The sequence below is a fragment of the Streptomyces sp. N50 genome (genome assembly GCF_033335955.1).
In the GTDB taxonomy this organism is placed as follows: Bacteria; Actinomycetota; Actinomycetes; order Streptomycetales; family Streptomycetaceae; genus Streptomyces.
The window spans coordinates 6,657,770-6,674,054 of sequence record NZ_CP137549.1 but is presented as its reverse complement, the minus strand read 5'-3'; the positions used below and the strand labels follow the sequence as shown (position 1 = coordinate 6,674,054).

General features: G+C 69.4%; 15 protein-coding genes, 5 tRNA genes and 1 pseudogene. 7 read left to right on the top strand and 14 right to left on the bottom strand.

Features of this window, described 5'->3' with window-relative positions:
* The gene (gene cofC, locus R2B38_RS30230) at window positions 1–639 is read left to right on the top strand and encodes a 2-phospho-L-lactate guanylyltransferase (RefSeq protein ID WP_318019047.1); all 639 of its coding nucleotides are present in this window, start codon (window positions 1–3) and stop codon (window positions 637–639) included.
* Between the two features lie 19 nt (window positions 640–658).
* Window positions 659–862, top strand: a complete 204-nt coding sequence (locus tag R2B38_RS30225; protein WP_033282688.1) for a hypothetical protein — start codon at window positions 659–661, stop codon at window positions 860–862.
* 87 nt (window positions 863–949) lie between these two features.
* Here the strand turns inward: R2B38_RS30225 and R2B38_RS30220 are convergent, their stop codons facing one another.
* From R2B38_RS30220 to leuC, 4 genes are all read right to left on the bottom strand, one after another.
* Complete coding sequence (locus R2B38_RS30220) at window positions 950–1,573, bottom strand: HU family DNA-binding protein (protein WP_318019046.1); 624 nt, start codon at window positions 1,571–1,573, stop codon at window positions 950–952.
* A 138-nt stretch (window positions 1,574–1,711) separates the two neighbouring features.
* Window positions 1,712–1,942, bottom strand: a complete 231-nt coding sequence (locus R2B38_RS30215) for a hypothetical protein (protein ID WP_033282690.1) — start codon at window positions 1,940–1,942, stop codon at window positions 1,712–1,714.
* A gap of 276 nt (window positions 1,943–2,218) precedes the next feature.
* On the bottom strand, window positions 2,219–2,812 hold the full coding sequence (leuD, locus tag R2B38_RS30210; protein WP_318019045.1) for a 3-isopropylmalate dehydratase small subunit: 594 nt from the start codon (window positions 2,810–2,812) through the stop codon (window positions 2,219–2,221).
* A 5-nt stretch (window positions 2,813–2,817) separates the two neighbouring features.
* Window positions 2,818–4,242 (bottom strand): 3-isopropylmalate dehydratase large subunit, encoded by a 1,425-nt coding sequence (gene leuC / locus R2B38_RS30205; protein WP_318019044.1) that lies wholly within the window; start codon window positions 4,240–4,242, stop codon window positions 2,818–2,820.
* 191 nt (window positions 4,243–4,433) lie between these two features.
* Between leuC and ndgR the strand changes: the two genes are divergently transcribed.
* A complete protein-coding gene (ndgR, locus tag R2B38_RS30200; RefSeq protein ID WP_019068721.1) occupies window positions 4,434–5,150 on the top strand; it encodes an IclR family transcriptional regulator NdgR in 717 nt (238 codons plus the stop codon).
* Between the two features lie 155 nt (window positions 5,151–5,305).
* On the opposite strand, the gene R2B38_RS30195 is transcribed toward ndgR, so the two are convergent.
* The 10 genes from R2B38_RS30195 to R2B38_RS30150 all read right to left on the bottom strand — a co-directional run bounded on the left by R2B38_RS30195 (window position 5,306) and on the right by R2B38_RS30150 (window position 9,992).
* A tRNA-Glu gene (locus R2B38_RS30195) sits at window positions 5,306–5,378 on the bottom strand.
* Window positions 5,379–5,422: 44 nt separating this feature from the next.
* Window positions 5,423–5,494: transfer RNA gene (locus tag R2B38_RS30190), tRNA-Gln, on the bottom strand.
* Between the two features lie 20 nt (window positions 5,495–5,514).
* A tRNA-Glu gene (locus R2B38_RS30185) sits at window positions 5,515–5,587 on the bottom strand.
* 61 nt (window positions 5,588–5,648) lie between these two features.
* Window positions 5,649–5,721: transfer RNA gene (locus R2B38_RS30180), tRNA-Glu, on the bottom strand.
* A gap of 42 nt (window positions 5,722–5,763) precedes the next feature.
* Window positions 5,764–5,835, bottom strand: a tRNA-Gln gene (locus R2B38_RS30175).
* Between the two features lie 91 nt (window positions 5,836–5,926).
* On the bottom strand, window positions 5,927–6,658 hold the full coding sequence (locus tag R2B38_RS30170; protein WP_318019043.1) for an HAD family hydrolase: 732 nt from the start codon (window positions 6,656–6,658) through the stop codon (window positions 5,927–5,929).
* A gap of 50 nt (window positions 6,659–6,708) precedes the next feature.
* A complete protein-coding gene (locus R2B38_RS30165) occupies window positions 6,709–7,368 on the bottom strand; it encodes a DUF4241 domain-containing protein (RefSeq protein ID WP_318019042.1) in 660 nt (219 codons plus the stop codon).
* 114 nt (window positions 7,369–7,482) lie between these two features.
* Window positions 7,483–8,967 (bottom strand): glutamate--tRNA ligase, encoded by a 1,485-nt coding sequence (gltX, locus tag R2B38_RS30160; protein WP_318019041.1) that lies wholly within the window; start codon window positions 8,965–8,967, stop codon window positions 7,483–7,485.
* Complete coding sequence (locus R2B38_RS30155) at window positions 8,951–9,727, bottom strand: fumarylacetoacetate hydrolase family protein (RefSeq protein ID WP_318019040.1); 777 nt, start codon at window positions 9,725–9,727, stop codon at window positions 8,951–8,953. The genes gltX and R2B38_RS30155 overlap by 17 nt, the downstream gene beginning before the upstream one ends.
* A gap of 79 nt (window positions 9,728–9,806) precedes the next feature.
* On the bottom strand, window positions 9,807–9,992 hold the full coding sequence (locus R2B38_RS30150; protein ID WP_318019039.1) for a hypothetical protein: 186 nt from the start codon (window positions 9,990–9,992) through the stop codon (window positions 9,807–9,809).
* 572 nt (window positions 9,993–10,564) lie between these two features.
* Between R2B38_RS30150 and R2B38_RS30145 the strand changes: the two are divergent.
* The 4 genes and pseudogenes from R2B38_RS30145 to R2B38_RS30130 all read left to right on the top strand — a co-directional run bounded on the left by R2B38_RS30145 (window position 10,565) and on the right by R2B38_RS30130 (window position 15,997).
* A pseudogene (locus R2B38_RS30145) lies at window positions 10,565–14,508 on the top strand (nitrate- and nitrite sensing domain-containing protein).
* A 9-nt stretch (window positions 14,509–14,517) separates the two neighbouring features.
* On the top strand, window positions 14,518–14,931 hold the full coding sequence (locus tag R2B38_RS30140) for a roadblock/LC7 domain-containing protein (RefSeq protein ID WP_005479910.1): 414 nt from the start codon (window positions 14,518–14,520) through the stop codon (window positions 14,929–14,931).
* 111 nt (window positions 14,932–15,042) lie between these two features.
* Window positions 15,043–15,441, top strand: a complete 399-nt coding sequence (locus R2B38_RS30135; RefSeq protein ID WP_019058642.1) for a DUF742 domain-containing protein — start codon at window positions 15,043–15,045, stop codon at window positions 15,439–15,441.
* The gene (locus R2B38_RS30130; protein WP_266772908.1) at window positions 15,422–15,997 is read left to right on the top strand and encodes a GTP-binding protein; all 576 of its coding nucleotides are present in this window, start codon (window positions 15,422–15,424) and stop codon (window positions 15,995–15,997) included. The genes R2B38_RS30135 and R2B38_RS30130 overlap by 20 nt, the downstream gene beginning before the upstream one ends.
* Window positions 15,998–16,285: the final 288 nt, after the last annotated feature.

Sequence of the window (16,285 nt, the reverse complement as noted above, 5' to 3'; positions counted from 1 at the left end):
GTGCAGTGGACCTTGGTCATCCCCCTGAAGCCTCTGGCGCGCGCCAAGAGCAGGCTCTCGGACACCGCGGGCGACGGGCTGCGCCCGGGCCTCGCCCTCGCCTTCGCCCAGGACACCGTGGCGGCCGCGCTGGCCTGCCCGGCGGTCCGCGATGTGGCGGTCGTCACGGACGACGCCCTGGCCGGCCGCGAACTGGCCGCGCTGGGCGCCCGTATCGTCGCGGACGAGCCGGGAGGCGGCCTGAACGCCGCTCTGCGGCACGCGGCGGCGGCCGTGCGGGTTTCCCGACCCGAAAGCGCCGTGGCGGCCCTGAACGCCGATCTGCCGGCTCTGCGCCCCGCGGAATTGGCCCGGGTCCTGGACGCGGCCGCCGAATTCCCGCGCGCTTTTCTCCCGGACGCGGCCGCAATCGGCACCACGTTGCTCACCGCCCGAGAGGGCCGCGAATTGCGCCCGGCTTTCGGCACGGATTCCCGCGCCCGCCATCGCGCCTCGGGGGCGAACGAACTCACCCTGGACGCGGTGGATTCCGTACGGCAGGACGTGGACACCGGCGAGGACCTGCGGGCGGCCCTGGCCCTCGGGGTGGGTCCGCGCACGGCGGCAGCGGCGGCGGGGCTGCTGATTCCGGGCCAGTGACCGGCAGTAGGCTGCGCCCATGCAGGCGACCGCTTACACCTACGACGCCGGGACCCGTACCGGAAGTGTGCTGCTCGACGACGGCACCCCGGTGTCCTTCGACGCCGCCGCGTTCGACGCGGGCGGGCTGCGGCTGCTGCGGCCGGGACAGCGGGTGCGGATCGAGACCGAGGGGCCGAGGGACGGCCTCAGGGTCACGCTGGTGACGCTGCAGACCTTCTGAACACCCGTAGGCCGGCCGTGCATACGCCGCGGGCCGGACTCCCAGAGGGAGTCCGGCCCGGCGCGTGAGTGCCCTTGCGCCCCGTGACTAGCGGGTGGTGGCCTTCTTGGCGGTGGTCTTGCGCGTCGCCGACTTCTTGGCGGGGGCCTTCTTGGCCGTCGCCTTCTTGGCGGTGCCGGTGGCCTTCTTGGCCGCCGTCTTCTTGGCCGTCGCCGTGGTCTTCTTGGCGGTCGCCTTCTTGGCCGTGGCCTTCTTGGCCGTGGCCGTGGTCTTCTTGGCGACCGTCTTCTTCGCCACGGTCTTCTTCGCGGCGGCGGTCGCCCTCTTGGCGGTGGTCTTCTTGGCCGCGGCCTTCTTGACCGTCGCCGAAGCGGTGCCGCTCAGGCTGCCCTTGGGCGCCTTCTTGACGGCGACCTCGCCGCCGCGCGGGAGCTTCTTCGAGCCGCTCACCAGGTCCTTGAAACCCTGGCCCGCGCGGAAGCGCGGCACGGAGGTCTTCTTGACCCGAACCCGCTCGCCCGTCTGGGGGTTGCGGGCGTAACGGGCCGGACGGTCGACCTTCTCGAACGAACCGAAGCCGGTGACCGAAACCCGGTCCCCATTGACGACGGCACGGACGACTGCGTCCAGAACCGCGTCGACCGCCTCGGCGGCCTGCTGACGGCCACCGACCTTGTCCGCAATCGCTTCTACGAGCTGCGCCTTGTTCACGTCTTCCCCTTCGGAGACATTGCCGGAACGAAACTGCTCCGGCTTTTTCGCACGTTAGGCAGATATATACCGCAAATCAAACACGAAACGGGCTAATCACCCGTGCGCCGCAACGATTTCGGCTGTCCTGGACTTGTTTCAGCGTTCCTCTTCCGGGAATCGACCCGCGTCGAGGTCCTCTGTGAACCGGTCCAGCCGCCTTGTCGCGTCGGCGAGATCGTGCTTGGCCGCGGCCGTAATGACCAGCAGCTTCCGGGCCAGCGCCATCCGTACGCCCTCCGGGACTTGCAGTGCGCGCACCCTTGTGTGCGCTTCCTTGAGTTGGTCCGCGACTGCCGCATAGAGCTTGAGTTGGCCGTCGTGTTCCATGCACAGATTGTGCCATCTGGGGCGAGTTGTCGCCTGCGGGGGTAGCAACTGGTGCCTCAGACAGCGTTCCGGAGCCCGGCGGCAGCCTTGGCTCAAAGCTGCGCCTACCCCGTCAACACCCTGTCTAACACAGGGAGTTGAGCAAAGCGTTGCAGGCGCGCAGGGCCGTTCGGGTGCAGACATGGCTGTACCCCCAATCGTGGCGATCGGGGGTACAGACGGGGGTGTCGCGTGGCCGAATCTCGACTCGGGGAAGGCCTCGTGAGGTCCTTCGGGTCAGACCTGGACCGTCCGCGGCTTGTACGAGGGGCGCTTGGCCTCGTACGTGGCGATGTCGCCCTCGTTCTGGAGGGTGATGGAGATGTCGTCCAGGCCGTTCAGCAGCCGCCAGCGGGCGTTCTCGTCGAGTTCGAAGGCGGCGGTGATGCCCTCGGCGCGCACCTCGCGGGCCTCCAGGTCGACCGTGACCTCGGCCTGCGGGTCCTTCTCGGTGAGTTCCTGCAGCGCGTCCACGATCTTCTGCTCCAGAACCACCGTGAGCAGGCCGTTCTTGAGCGAGTTGCCGCGGAAGATGTCGGCGAACCGCGAGGAGATGACGGCCTTGAAGCCGTAGTTCTGCAGCGCCCACACGGCGTGCTCACGCGAGGAACCCGTACCGAAGTCGGGGCCGGCCACCAGGACCGTGGCGCCCTTGCGCTCGGGGCGGTTGAGGATGAAGTTCTCGTCCTTGCGCCAGGCCTCGAAGAGCCCGTCCTCGAAGCCGTCCCTGGTCACCTTCTTGAGCCAGTGGGCGGGGATGATCTGGTCGGTGTCCACGTTGCTGCGGCGCAGCGGGACGGCCCGGCCGGTGTGCGTGGTGAATGCTTCCATGACTCTCAGACTCCAGCGGGCACAGGGGCGTCGGACAGGTCGGCGGGCGAGGCCAGGTGACCCAGCACGGCGGTCGCGGCGGCCACCTGCGGCGAGACGAGGTGCGTACGGCCGCCCTTGCCCTGCCTGCCCTCGAAGTTGCGGTTGGAGGTGGACGCGGAGCGCTCACCGGGCGCCAACTGGTCCGGGTTCATGCCCAGACACATCGAGCAGCCCGCGTGCCGCCACTCGGCGCCGGCCTCCTTGAACACGACGTCCAGGCCCTCGGAGACGGCCTGCAGACCGACCCGCGCGGAGCCCGGGACGACCAGCATCCGTACGCCGTCGGCGACTTTGCGTCCCTCGACGATCGCGGCGGCCGCACGCAGGTCCTCGATACGGCCGTTGGTGCACGAACCTACGAAGACGGTGTCCACCTTGATGTCACGCAGCGGCTGGCCGGCCTCCAACCCCATGTATTCCAGGGCCTTTTCGGCGGCGAAGCGCTCCGAAGCGTCTTCGTACGAAGCCGGGTCGGGGACGTTCGCCGAAAGCGGCGCGCCCTGACCGGGGTTGGTGCCCCAGGTGACGAACGGCGCCAGCGAGGGACCGTCGATGACGACCTCGGCGTCGAATTCGGCGTCGTCGTCGGTCTTCAGGGTCTTCCAGTACTCCACCGCCGCGTCCCAGTCCTCGCCCTCGGGGGCGTGGGCGCGGCCCTTGATGTACTCGAAGGTGGTCTCGTCGGGGGCGATCATGCCCGCGCGGGCGCCGGCCTCGATCGACATGTTGCAGATGGTCATGCGGGCCTCCATCGAGAGTTTCTCGATGGCCGAGCCGCGATATTCCAGGATGTAGCCCTGGCCGCCGCCGGTGCCGATCTTCGCGATGATGGCGAGGATCAGGTCCTTGGCGGTGACGCCGTCGGGCAGTTCGCCGTCGACCGTGATGGCCATGGTCTTCGGGCGGGCCAGCGGCAGCGTCTGGGTGGCCAGCACGTGCTCCACCTGGGAGGTGCCGATGCCGAACGCCAGCGCCCCGAAGGCGCCGTGCGTGGAGGTGTGGGAGTCACCGCACACGACCGTCGTACCGGGCTGGGTCAGACCCAGTTGCGGTCCTACGACGTGGACGACGCCCTGCTCGACGTCGCCCAGGGAGTGCAGGCGCACGCCGAAGTCGGCGCAGTTCTTGCGCAGCGTCTCCAGCTGGGCCCGGGAGACCGGGTCCGCGATGGGCTTGTCGATGTCGAGGGTCGGGGTGTTGTGATCCTCGGTGGCGATGGTGAGGTCGAGGCGCCGCACCGGACGGCCCGCCTGACGGAGACCGTCGAAGGCCTGCGGGCTGGTCACCTCGTGCAGCAGGTGCAGATCGATGAAGAGGAGGTCGGGCTCGCCCTCGGCGCGCCGGACGACATGGTCGTCCCAGACCTTCTCCGCGAGTGTCCTACCCATCGCTTTCCCTCCGGCCGGCAAGACAGCGCCGGCCCAACTAGAGATCTTTGAGGAGGCGGCGCTCGCACCCCTGGTTCACGGGCAGCCGCCGCCTGGCCCGTTCGGTACGCGGGCCGCTGTGCCTACAAGAGTTGCGCGTCTCACGAAAAAAGGAACTTGCGTTTCACAGAGTGAGACGCGAGTATCGTTTCATGGACAACAGTAGCGGCGTCGGCGTCCTGGACAAGGCAGCCCTTGTCCTGGGCGCTCTGGAGTCCGGTCCGGCCACCCTCGCGGGTCTGGTCGCGGCGACCGGGCTGGCACGACCCACGGCACACCGGCTGGCCGTGGCTTTGGAACACCACCGCATGGTGGCGCGCGACATGCAGGGCCGGTTCATCCTCGGCCCCCGTCTCGCCGAGCTGGCCGCGGCCGCCGGCGAGGACCGCCTGCTCGCCACGGCGGGCCCGGTGCTCACACACCTGCGGGACATCACCGGCGAGAGCGCGCAGCTCTACCGCCGCCAGGGCGACATGCGCATCTGCGTCGCCGCGGCGGAACGCCTGTCCGGACTGCGGGACACGGTCCCGGTCGGCTCGACCCTCACGATGAAAGCCGGTTCGTCCGCGCAGATCCTGATGGCCTGGGAGGAGCCGGAGCGCCTGCACCGCGGCCTCCAGGGCGCCCGCTTCACCGCCACGGCCCTCTCGGGCGTACGGCGCCGGGGCTGGGCCCAGTCGATCGGCGAGCGCGAGCCGGGCGTCGCGTCCGTCTCCGCGCCGGTGCGTGGCCCCTCGAACCGCGTGGTGGCCGCCGTGTCCGTCTCCGGCCCCATCGAGCGCCTGACGCGCCACCCGGGCCGTATGCACGCCCAGGCGGTCATCGACGCCGCCGCGCGCCTCTCCGAGGCCCTGCGCCGCACCGGCTGATCCACCGGGAAGATCTCAAGGAGGGCCTGCCTCAACGCCGCGGCAGGCCCTTCGTCATGTCCGGTCCCCGAACTCCTGGTGAACCAGGCCGAGTTGACACACCGGGCGGACAACGCGAAAGCCCCTCCACCGAGGTGGAGGGGCTCTGCTGTAAGTACCCCCGACCGGATTCGAACCGGCGCTACTGCCGTGAGAGGGCAGCGTGCTAGGCCGCTACACAACGGGGGCCCAGATCGTGCAGGCTTTGAAAACTACACAGCCGCAGATCAAAGCTGGTCTACCAGGACTCGAACCTAGAATGACGGTACCAGAAACCGTAGTGTTGCCAATTACACCATAGACCAAGGCGATGCAAGGTAAAGCGTACCCCCGACCGGATTCGAACCGGCGCTACTGCCGTGAGAGGGCAGCGTGCTAGGCCGCTACACAACGGGGGCCCTAGCGATCCTGCATGAGAGGCGGCGGGTGCGACCCGACCACCTTCCTGGGAAGGATCTGTACCCCCGACCGGATTCGAACCGGCGCTACTGCCGTGAGAGGGCAGCGTGCTAGGCCGCTACACAACGGGGGCTTTGCAGAGTTGACCTCTGCGGTTGCAGATGAGCTCTGCGAGCTGGCCTACCAGGACTCGAACCTAGACTAACGGAACCAGAAACCGTCGTGCTGCCAATTACACCATAGGCCACTAAGACTCAATCCCTGCCGGGATCTTGTTCTAGCGTTCGCCCCCAGGTAGCCGACCTTGCGGTCTGTTCTCCGGCGGCGCAGGAAGAACATTACCTGAAGGTGGACGGGGCTCCAAAACGGGTATCAGCGCCGAGGATCGCGGGGAGTTCGGCGAGCGAGGCGATCCGGTGCCGCCCCACGAAGGCCTCACCTGGGGCGTGCCCGCCGCGACGGTCGATCCACACGGACAGCAGTCCGGCGTCCGCGGCACCCCGCCAGTCGATCTCGGGGTGATCTCCGACATACGCCACCTCGTGCGGCGGCAGTTCCAGCGCCTCGCAGGCCGCGAGGAAGGCGCCGGCCTCGGGTTTGGAGACGCCCAGCTCGGCCGCGCACAGGACGGACTCGAAGCGGTCGTAGACACCGAGTGCGCGCAGTTTGCGGTCCTGGACGGTGAGGCTGGAGTTCGAGAGGACGGCGTGCCGGTGGGTGGCCGCGAGGGCGTCCAGGACGGGCAGGACGTCCGGGAAGAGGGCCCAGGCCGTCTCGTAGTGGGCCTTGTAGCGCTGGAACCAGTCCTCGGCCTCGGCGTCGGTCAACTCCCGGTCCAGGAACAGCCGGACGCGGTCCAGCCGCTGTCCCTCGAAGGTGACCTCGCCGGCCGAGAAGCGTGCCCAGTGGAACTCGGTGGCCACCCGCCAGCGCTCCAGGGCGTCCGCCAGGCTCTCGTGCCCGTCGGCCAGTCCCTCGGCCAGCAGGTGCTCGCGCATGGCCGCGCGGTCCGCACCCGTGTAGTCGAACAAGGTGTCGTCGACGTCCCAGACAACGGCCCGAATGGTCATGATCCGACGGTAACCCGGGGCCTGGGGGCGCGTCTGCCCCCCACCTGCTGTCACACGGGGACGACGAAGAAGTCCGTGACGAAGCAGGTGACTTCACCGGCCGCCGTACGGCCGATGAAGGTCGGATACGCGCCGTCGCCCCAGCCCGAGGTGAAGGCGATCAGGTTGTGCCCGGTGTCGGGGGCGGTGATCAGGTGGGGTCCCGGGGCCCACTTGTTCTGCTCGAAGGCGTCCCACAGCGGGCCCTCGTCGCCCTCGCACTCCGGGAAGGAGCCGTCGACCGACGCGTCGTAGAACGCGCCCGTGCCGGTGTCGACCCCGTAGCCGTAGAACTCGTCCTCCGTGAGTTCGGCGAGGTCCTGGCCGGGCTGGAGGGCGAGTTCCCAGGCGGTGGTCGGCTCGTCCCGTATGACCAGGCGGGCGGCGGCCACGCGCAAGTGCGGGTCGTCGGACGGGAGTTGGTCGGGCTGGGTGAGGGTGGCGACGGCCGCTTCGACGCGGTAGTGGCCGGGGGTGACGGCGACCGTGAAGGGTTCCGCTTCGCCCTGGCCGAGGCCGACGAAGGGGTCGCAGGCGATCACCTGGCCGGTGGGGAGCCAGAGTTGGCCGCCGTCGACGAGGTGGATCACGCCGACCGTGCCGGTCTCGTCCTCCCTGAACTCGCTGCCCGGCGTGAACAGCCAGGTGTAGTCACGAGCGGTCATCGGCATGAAAGGCGCCTCTCCTGAACGATCTTCAATGATCCGGAACCCTAACGCCCCGCACTGACAACGCCGAAGGGACGGCAGGCCGTTGCGGCTGCCGCCCCTTCACGCGTGCGTGCGTTACGCGGCCAGCTTGGCGAGGGCCGCGTCGATCCGGGCGAGGGTCTTCTCCTTGCCGAGGATCTCCAGGGACTCGAAGAGCGGCAGGCCGATCGTGCGGCCGGTGACGGCGACGCGGACCGGGGCCTGCGCCTTGCCGAGCTTGAGACCGTGGGTCTCACCGGCGGCCAGGACGGCCTCCTTCAGGGACTCGGACGAGGTCCAGTCCGCGGACTCCAACTTCTCGCGGGCCGTGCGGAGAAGGGCGTCCGAGCCCTCCTTCATGGCCTTCGTCCAGGACGCCTCGTCCTCGACCGGCTCCGCCAGGAACAGGAAGTCGACGTTGTCCGTGATCTCGGAGAGCACCTTCAGGCGGGTCTGCGCGTGCGGCGCGACCGCCTGCCACTTGGCCTCGTCGAAGTCCTCCGGCGCCCAGGGGGCGAACGGCGCCTTCAGCCAGGGGGCGCAGCGCTCGGTGAAGTCCTTCACGTCGAGCAGGCGGATGTGGTCGGCGTTGATCGCCTCGCACTTCTTCAGGTCGAAGCGCGCCGGGTTCGGGTTCACGTCGGAGATCTCGAAGGCCGCGACCATCTCGTCCATCGAGAAGACATCCCGGTCGGCGGCGAGCGACCAGCCCAGCAGGGAAAGGTAGTTGAGCAGTCCCTCGGGCAGGAAACCGCGCTCCCTGTAGAGGTTGAGCGAGGACTCCGGGTCGCGCTTGGAGAGCTTCTTGTTGCCCTCGCCCATCACGTACGGGAGGTGCCCGAAGGACGGGATCTGCTTCGCGATGCCCAGGTCGATCAGCGCCTTGTAGAGGGCGATCTGGCGCGGGGTGGAGGAGAGCAGGTCCTCCCCACGGAGGACGTGGGTGATCTCCATCAGGGCGTCGTCGACCGGGTTGACGAGCGTGTACAGCGGGGCGCCGTTGGCCCGGACGATGCCGTAGTCCGGCACGTTCTCCGCGGTGAACGTCAGCTCGCCTCGGACCAGGTCCGTGAAGGTGATCGTCTCGTCGGGCATCCGGAAGCGGACGATCGGCGTGCGGCCCTCGGCCTTGTAGGCGTCGATCTGCTCGGCGCTGAGGTCGCGGCAGTGGCCGTCGTAGCCGGACGGCTTTCCGGCGGCGCGGGCGGCGTCGCGGCGGGCGTCCAGCTCCTCCGTGGAGCAGTAGCAGTGGTAGGCGCGGCCGGCGTCCTGGAGCTTCTGGGCGACGTCCTTGTAGATGTCCATCCGCTGCGACTGGCGGTACGGCGCGTGCGGGCCGCCGACCTCGGGGCCCTCGTCCCAGTCGAAGCCCAGCCAGCGCAGCGAGTCGAGCAGTTGGTCGTACGACTCCTCGGAGTCGCGGGCCGCGTCGGTGTCCTCGATGCGGAAGACCAGGGTGCCCTGGTGGTGCTTGGCGAACGCCCAGTTGAACAGGGCGGTGCGGACCAGGCCCACGTGCGGGTTACCGGTCGGCGAGGGGCAGAAACGGACGCGTACGGGTGCGCTAGCCACGCTTGACAACCTTGTTGGTGAGAGTGCCGATGCCTTCGATGGTGACGGCGACCTCGTCGCCGACGGTGAGCGGTCCGACGCCTGCCGGGGTGCCCGTGAGGATCACGTCGCCGGGGAGCAGCGTCATGGCCTCGGTGATGTTGACGATCAGGTCCTCGATCGAGTGGATCATCTCGCTGGTGCGGCCGAGCTGGCGCTGCTGGCCGTTGACCGTGAGCTGGATGGTGAGGTCGCTCGGGTCGATGTCCGTCTCCACCCAGGGGCCGAGCGGGCAGGAGGTGTCGAAGCCCTTGGCCCGGGCCCACTGCTTCTCGCGCTTCTGGACGTCACGCGCGGTGATGTCGTTGGCGCAGGTGTAGCCGAGGATGACGTCCTTGACGCGCTCGCGCGGGACCTCGCGGCACATCCGGCCGATGACGACGGCCAGTTCGGCCTCGTGGTGGAGGTCCTCGGTGAAGGAGGGGTACTGGATGTCGTCGCCGGAGCCGATCACCGAGGTGGACGGCTTGAAGAAGGCGAAGGGGACGTCCGGCACGTCGTTGCCCAGTTCCCGGGCGTGCTCGGCGTAGTTGCGGCCGTAGGCGACGACCTTGTTCGGGAGGACCGGCGGCAGCAGCCTGACCTTGCTGAGCGGGACCTTCGTACCGGAGAGTTCGAAGTCCGCGAACGGGATGCCCTTGATGATGTCGAGGACGAGCTCGTCCGGCTTGTCGCCCTCGACCGCGCCGAAGGCGACGTTCCCGTCGATGGAGAATCTGGCGATGCGCACGGGATCCTGGCGCCCCTCACTGAGCTGGCTGGAGTCTGACGCTCCAGGCTAACGCGGTGCGGGACCCCTGCTCGCGCGATTACTCCGCGGCGGCGGTGACCGGGATCTCCATGAGGATGGTGCGGCGCGGGTTGGCCGTCTGGGCCGGCAGGTCGAGGGAGTGTTCCTGCAGCTCCGGCGTCTGCAGCGGCTCGGCGTCCGTGAGGTGTGCCAGAGTCGTGCGGCGCGGGTTGGCGATGTTGTGGAACATCATCGTGGTCTTCATCGTTGTGCTTGACCCTCGTCGTCCGTGGGTGGGCGGTTGGCAGTATGTGCCCTCATGTAAAGCGTCAGGCTAAACATCCAATTCCCGGCCGAAGACGCGAAGGACCCCTGATCTGCGTGTGAGTTTGCTCACGGCCGCCTGGGCAAAGCGTCCAATTCGGACCCTCAACTCACCTCAACGAAACGGACATTGCCCCCTTGAAGCTGTCATTCCGCTCCTGATCATGGCGACTTGGGCACATGACATGCCCCCAGGGGTCGTAGGGATATGCCCCCTTTGGAGTGAATAGCTTTCTACGTCTCGTGACGCACTCCTCACGCGGTGTCACTCAGGTCACAGCCTGGCCTATGGGCCTTGTTGGAGATCCGGCACTGTGCTGGAATTCCACGGACCGCCGCAGAATCAGCCCGGCGCTCAGAGGGCGCAACACAGCGCCAGGGGCGGCGGAAGGGGGAGCAGCGCCGGTCACTCACGACCACACACTGGGGGGCGCGTTCAGGGCGCTCCCTAAGACGCCGACACCGTCCTTCCGTTCGCGCGGAGGGGCGCCTGGTCCAGAGGTTGCGACGCTAGTGCAGGGACGTTTCAAGAGGGATGGCAGTGCTTCGGCGGAGCCGGAGCCGCATGGCGGGGCTGGCCCCAAGACCGGCAGCTCCTCGCCCCAGCACGCCCAGAACCCGGGCCCGGCCCCGTCAGGAGACGGTGGAGGCGCCGGTCGCCCCGGTGCGTCCGCAGCCCCGACCCCCGTGCCCCCGGTGAAGCCGCCGTCGGGCGCGCCAGGACCCGGATCGCGCGTCGCTCTGCGTAACTGGCGCATCTCCACGCGCCTGGTCTCGCTGCTCGCGCTCCCGGTGGTCGCGGCCACCTCGCTGGGCGCCCTGCGCATCAGCGACTCCATGACCGACATCCAGCAGCTCGACAACATGAAGCTGCTGACGGACATGACCAAGCAGGCCACCGAGCTGGCCACCGCGCTCCAGGAGGAGCGCGACCAGTCGGCCGGTCCCCTCTCGCACGGCGGCAAGGCCACCGACTACGAGGTCAAGGGCTACGAGGAGAAGACCGACCGCGCCCGCGACAACTTCATCAACGCCTCGGAAGAGGTGGACAGCGCCAGCAAGTCCGGCCAGCTCCAGGGCGTCCGGGAGAGCCTGGTCGGTCTCGCGACCGAGCTGGACAACCTCGACAAGATCCGCAAGTCGGCGTACCAGTCGAAGGGCAACTCGACACAGACGGTCGACGCCTACCACCGGCTGATCAGCCAGCTGCTGGACCTCTCGCAAGACATGGCCGAGGCGACCAGCAACCCGGAGATGATCCAGCGCACGCGCGCCCTGGCGGCCTTCTCCGCCGCCAAGGAGTTCTCGTCCGTGCAGCGCGCCGTGATCGCGGCGGCCCTGCCGAACAACAACACGCAGCTGGGCAGCCTCTCCCCGAACGACCGGCTCTACGCCGACTCCGCTCTGGAGAGCGAGAAGTCGGAACTGAGCATCTTCCGCAACATCTACGGCAACCAGGGCGCCGAGGAACTCATCGCGCCCATCGAGGACGGCAACCCGACCATCGAGTCGGCCGACACCTACGCCCAGCGCGTCCTCGACAACGCCAACGGCCTGGCCTCGCTGGACAAGCGGTCCTACAAGGACTGGGTGGACGACAGCTCGACCAAGATCGAGCAGATGAAGAAGATCGAGCACACGCTCCTCGAGGACATGGAGCAGAAGGCCCGCGAGCTGCGCTCCGCCTCCGAGCGCGAGGCGATCATCTCCGGTGCGCTGATCCTGCTCGTGCTCGGTGTCTCCCTCGTCGGCGCCTTCGTCATCGCCCGGTCCATGATCCGCTCGCTGCGCCGCCTCCAGGAGACCGCCAACAAGGTCGCGCAGGACCGGCTGCCCGAGCTGGTCAAGCAGCTCTCCGAGTCCGACCCGCAGGACGTCGACACGTCCGTGGAGTCGGTCGGTGTGCACTCCCGGGACGAGATCGGCCAGGTGGCCGCGGCCTTCGACGACGTGCACCGCGAGGCCGTCCGGCTCGCCGCCGAGCAGGCCCTCCTGCGGGGCAACGTCAACGCGATGTTCACCAACCTCTCGCGCCGCTCCCAGGGCCTCATCCAGCGTCAGCTCTCGCTCATCTCCGAGCTGGAGTCCCGCGAGGCCGACCCGGACCAGCTGTCCTCCCTCTTCAAGCTCGACCACCTCGCGACCCGCATGCGCCGTAACGGTGAGAACCTCCTGGTCCTCGCCGGTGAAGAGCCCGGCCGCCGCTGGACCCGTCCGGTCCCGCTGGTCGACGTGCTCCGCGCCGCCGCCTCCGAGGTGGAGCAGTACGAGCGCATCGAGCTCTCCTCCGTGCCGACCACCGAAGTCGCCGGCCGTGTGGTCAACGACCTCGTGCACCTGCTCGCAGAGCTGCTGGAGAACGCGACCTCCTTCTCCTCGCCGCAGACCAAGGTCAAGGTCACCGGTCACGCGCTGCCCGACGGCCGCGTGCTGATCGAGATCCACGACACCGGTATCGGCCTCTCCCCGAGGACCTCGCGGCGATCAACGAGCGGCTCGCCTCGCCGCCCACCGTGGACGTCTCGGTCTCCCGCCGCATGGGTCTGTTCGTGGTCGGCCGCCTCTCGCAGCGCCACGGCATCCGCATCCAGCTCCGTCCCTCCGACTCCGGTGGTACGACCGCGCTGGTCATGCTCCCCGTCGACGTCGCCCAGGGCGGCAAGAAGCCCGCTCCGGGCAAGCCCGGTCAGGCCGCCGTCGGTTCCGCGGCGGCTGCCGCCGCGGCCGGTGCCGGTGCGGCCCGCCGGGGCAACGGCCAGAACGGCTCCGCGCTCGGCGCGGGCGCGCCCGCCGCCGGCAACGGTGGACTTCTCGGTGCCGGGGCCGCTCCGCGCGGCCAGGTCGGCGCCGGTCAGGGCCCGCGGGCCGCGCTGCCCGGTACGGGCGGTGGACGTCCGGGCGGACCCGGCGGTCCCGGTGGCCCGGGCGGTGCGCGTGGACCTCAGGGTCCCTCGGCGCCGCAGGGCCGTCCGGCCACGGGTTCCGGTGCCGGTCTCTTCGGCCAGGCCCCGGGTGCCCCGCAGGGGATGCAGGCGGCCGGTCCCGGTGCCCCCCAGGGCTTCGGCGACGGTCGCCAGGACGCCTTCGGCGGACCCCCGCCGCAGGGCAACCCGGTGCCGCCGCAGCGCACGAGCAACGACGAGCCCGAGCCGCCCCGCGGTGGTGGCCGGCGCCGCAACCGTCAGCCGCAGCTTCCGCCGCGCGGTGGCGCCCGGGCCGAGCTGCCCGGCGGCAACAACGGCCAGCGCCCGAGCTGGAGCGACGAGAACGCGCAGCCCCCGCTGGGCCGCGGCAACCTCGACGCCCCGCGCGGTCACGACGAGCGGGACGCCGAGCAGACCTCCCGGATGCCGCGCATCGACGACCGCCAGGGCCCTGCGGCCACGACGGAGATGCCGGCGATACCGCGCCTCGACGCCCAGGACAGCGGCCAGTTCCCGCGCCCGAACGGGCAGCAGAACACGGGGCAGTTCCCGCGTCCCGGTGCCAACGGCTCGCAGAACACCGGCCAGTTCCCCCGGCAGGGCGCCAACGGGCCTCAGGACACAGGGCAGTTCGCCCGTCCCGGTGCGAACGGATCGCAGGGCGGCGGACAGTTCCCGCGGCCGAACGCGGGCGGACCGGCGGACACCGGCTCGTTCCCCCGGCCGGACGCCAACTCCCCGCAGAACGGCGGCCAGTTCGTCCGCTCGGACGTCTTCGGCGCCCCGAACACCCCGGCCAACAACCCGTCGAACCCGGCCAACACGGGACAGTTCGCTGTCCCGCAGGCGTACGACCCCAGCTCAACGGGCCAGTTCGCGACCCCCGGCTTTGACAACGGCTCCACCGGTCAGCACAATCTGCCGAACCGTCAGAACCCCGCGAACACCGGGCAGTTCGAGCGGCCGCAGGTCAACGGGAACCGCAACGGCGCCGACCTCGGCGCCCAGCGGCCGCCCGCCCCGCAGCGTCCCACCCGCCAGGAGCCCGAGGCGTTGCCGCCTGCCACGGGTCCCGGTGACGGCAGGACGCCGCTGTACGACACGCTGGAGACCAACTGGTTCCACGGCCAGCAGGCGGAACAGCAGCAGAGCCAGACCAACGGCTCAGCTCCCGCCCCGCAGCCGCAGGCACCGTCGGTTCCGGCGACAACACCCCCTCAGCGTTCCACGGGCGGTACGTGGCGCAGCTCGCCGAACGACGACCTCGTCCGGCAGGCAGAGCGTGTACGGCAACCGGCCGCGGGCGGCGTCACCACCTCCGGCCTGCCGCGCCGGGTGCCCAGGGCGAACCTCGTCCCGGGTACGGCTCAGCAGCAACAGCACCAAACCGGTCCGCAGGTCTCCCGTGCGCCTGACGACGTACGCGGCCGGCTGACCAATCTCCGTCGGGGCATCGCACAGGGTCGACAGGCCGGTACGGGTACCGGCCAGACCGGCAGCTTCCCCAGCCCCACTCACCAGCAGGAGCGTTAGTTGAGCCAGATGAGCCAGGCGGCACAGAACCTCAACTGGTTGATAACCAACTTCGTGGACAACACCCCGGGTGTGTCCCACACCGTCGTCGTGTCCGCGGACGGACTCCTTCTGGCCATGTCGGAAGGGTTCCCGCGCGACCGCGCCGACCAGCTCGCGGCCGTGGCCTCCGGGCTCACCTCGCTGACGGCCGGGGCATCCCGGATCTTCGAGGGCGGCGACGTGGCACAGACGGTCGTAGAGATGGAGCGGGGATTCCTCTTCCTCATGTCCGTCTCGGACGGCTCGTCCCTGGCAGTGCTCGCGCACCCCGAGTGCGACATCGGTCTCGTCGGCTACGAGATGGCACTGCTCGTCGACCGCGCGGGGGCGGTCCTCACGCCGGACCTGCGCGCCGAACTCCAGGGCAGTCTGCTTCACTGACCGGCCCCGGCACCACCCGTCTCACCAAATCACCGTCCGGCCGCCACAATCCCCCCACCGGCCCTGTCAGACGGCTAGCCCGACCGACTTGCTGTCCCGCCCGGAGGATTCATGACCCCGCCCACCGCCTCTCATGATCCGTACGCCGAGCCGTACGGGGACGAGGGCGACCAGCCGCTGGTACGTCCTTACGCGATGACCGGCGGCCGGACCCGGCCGCGCTACCAGCTCGCCATCGAGGCGCTGATCAGCACCACGGCCGACCCGGCAGCGCTGATGGGACTGCTCCCTGAGCACCAGCGCATCTGCCACCTGTGCCGCGAGGTCAAGTCGGTCGCGGAGGTGTCGGCACTCCTCGCCATGCCCCTCGGTGTGGCCAGGATCCTCGTCGCGGACCTCGCCGAGGCCGGTCTGGTGGCCATCCACCAGCCGGGCGGCGACGAGAACAACGGCGGCGCACCGGACGTGACGCTGCTCGAAAGGGTGCTCAGTGGACTTCGCAAGCTCTGACGGAGGGCGGGCGACCACCTCCGCGAAGATCGTGGTGGCGGGTGGCTTCGGCGTCGGCAAGACCACGTTCGTGGGTGCCGTCTCGGAGATCAACCCGCTGCGCACGGAGGCCGTCATGACGTCCGCGTCCGCGGGCATCGACGACCTCACCCACACCGGGGACAAGACCACCACCACGGTGGCCATGGACTTCGGACGCATCACCCTGGACCAGGACCTGATCCTGTACCTCTTCGGTACGCCGGGCCAGGACCGCTTCTGGTTCATGTGGGACGACCTGGTGCGCGGCGCGATCGGCGCCGTGGTCCTGGTCGACACCCGCCGGCTGGCCGACTGCTTCCCCGCGGTCGACTACTTCGAGAACAGCGGGCTGCCCTTCGTCATCGCCCTCAACGGCTTCGACGGGCACCAGCCGTACTCGCCGGAAGAGGTGCGCGAGGCGCTGCAGATCGGTCCGGACGCACCGATCATCACGACGGACGCCCGGCACCGCTCGGACGCGAAGAGTGCGCTGATCACGCTGGTCGAGCACGCGCTCATGGCCCGGCTGCGGTAGCACGCGGCGGGCCCTGAATGCAGTGCTCAAGTCGGCAGCGCCATACGGCAGTTGTCGTAGACACCCCGGAGCCGGCTGTGGCCTTTGACACGGTCGGCCCCGGTGTTCATAACGTTTCGGCAGAGGAATCGGGTGGTACCGCAACGCGTCGCGGTCATCCGGTGCCACTGCGCTAACAAAGCCCCGTCTTTTGGCGGGGCTCGCTCTTTATGACCGTTTTATCTGGGGCTTACATCACTCGGAATCCGCGGTTCCGACTGTTTGGAATCGCGCATGCTGACGTGCTGG

Coding starts and splice junctions, on each gene's coding strand:
- R2B38_RS30225 (WP_033282688.1), top strand. CDS start 659: ATGCAGGCGACCGCTTACACCTACGACGCCGGGACCCGTACCGGAAGT.
- R2B38_RS30215 (WP_033282690.1), bottom strand. CDS start 1,942: ATGGAACACGACGGCCAACTCAAGCTCTATGCGGCAGTCGCGGACCAA.
- leuD (WP_318019045.1), bottom strand. CDS start 2,812: ATGGAAGCATTCACCACGCACACCGGCCGGGCCGTCCCGCTGCGCCGC.
- leuC (WP_318019044.1), bottom strand. CDS start 4,242: ATGGGTAGGACACTCGCGGAGAAGGTCTGGGACGACCATGTCGTCCGG.
- ndgR (WP_019068721.1), top strand. CDS start 4,434: ATGGACAACAGTAGCGGCGTCGGCGTCCTGGACAAGGCAGCCCTTGTC.
- R2B38_RS30170 (WP_318019043.1), bottom strand. CDS start 6,658: ATGACCATTCGGGCCGTTGTCTGGGACGTCGACGACACCTTGTTCGAC.
- R2B38_RS30165 (WP_318019042.1), bottom strand. CDS start 7,368: ATGCCGATGACCGCTCGTGACTACACCTGGCTGTTCACGCCGGGCAGC.
- R2B38_RS30150 (WP_318019039.1), bottom strand. CDS start 9,992: ATGAAGACCACGATGATGTTCCACAACATCGCCAACCCGCGCCGCACG.
- R2B38_RS30140 (WP_005479910.1), top strand. CDS start 14,518: ATGAGCCAGGCGGCACAGAACCTCAACTGGTTGATAACCAACTTCGTG.
- R2B38_RS30135 (WP_019058642.1), top strand. CDS start 15,043: ATGACCCCGCCCACCGCCTCTCATGATCCGTACGCCGAGCCGTACGGG.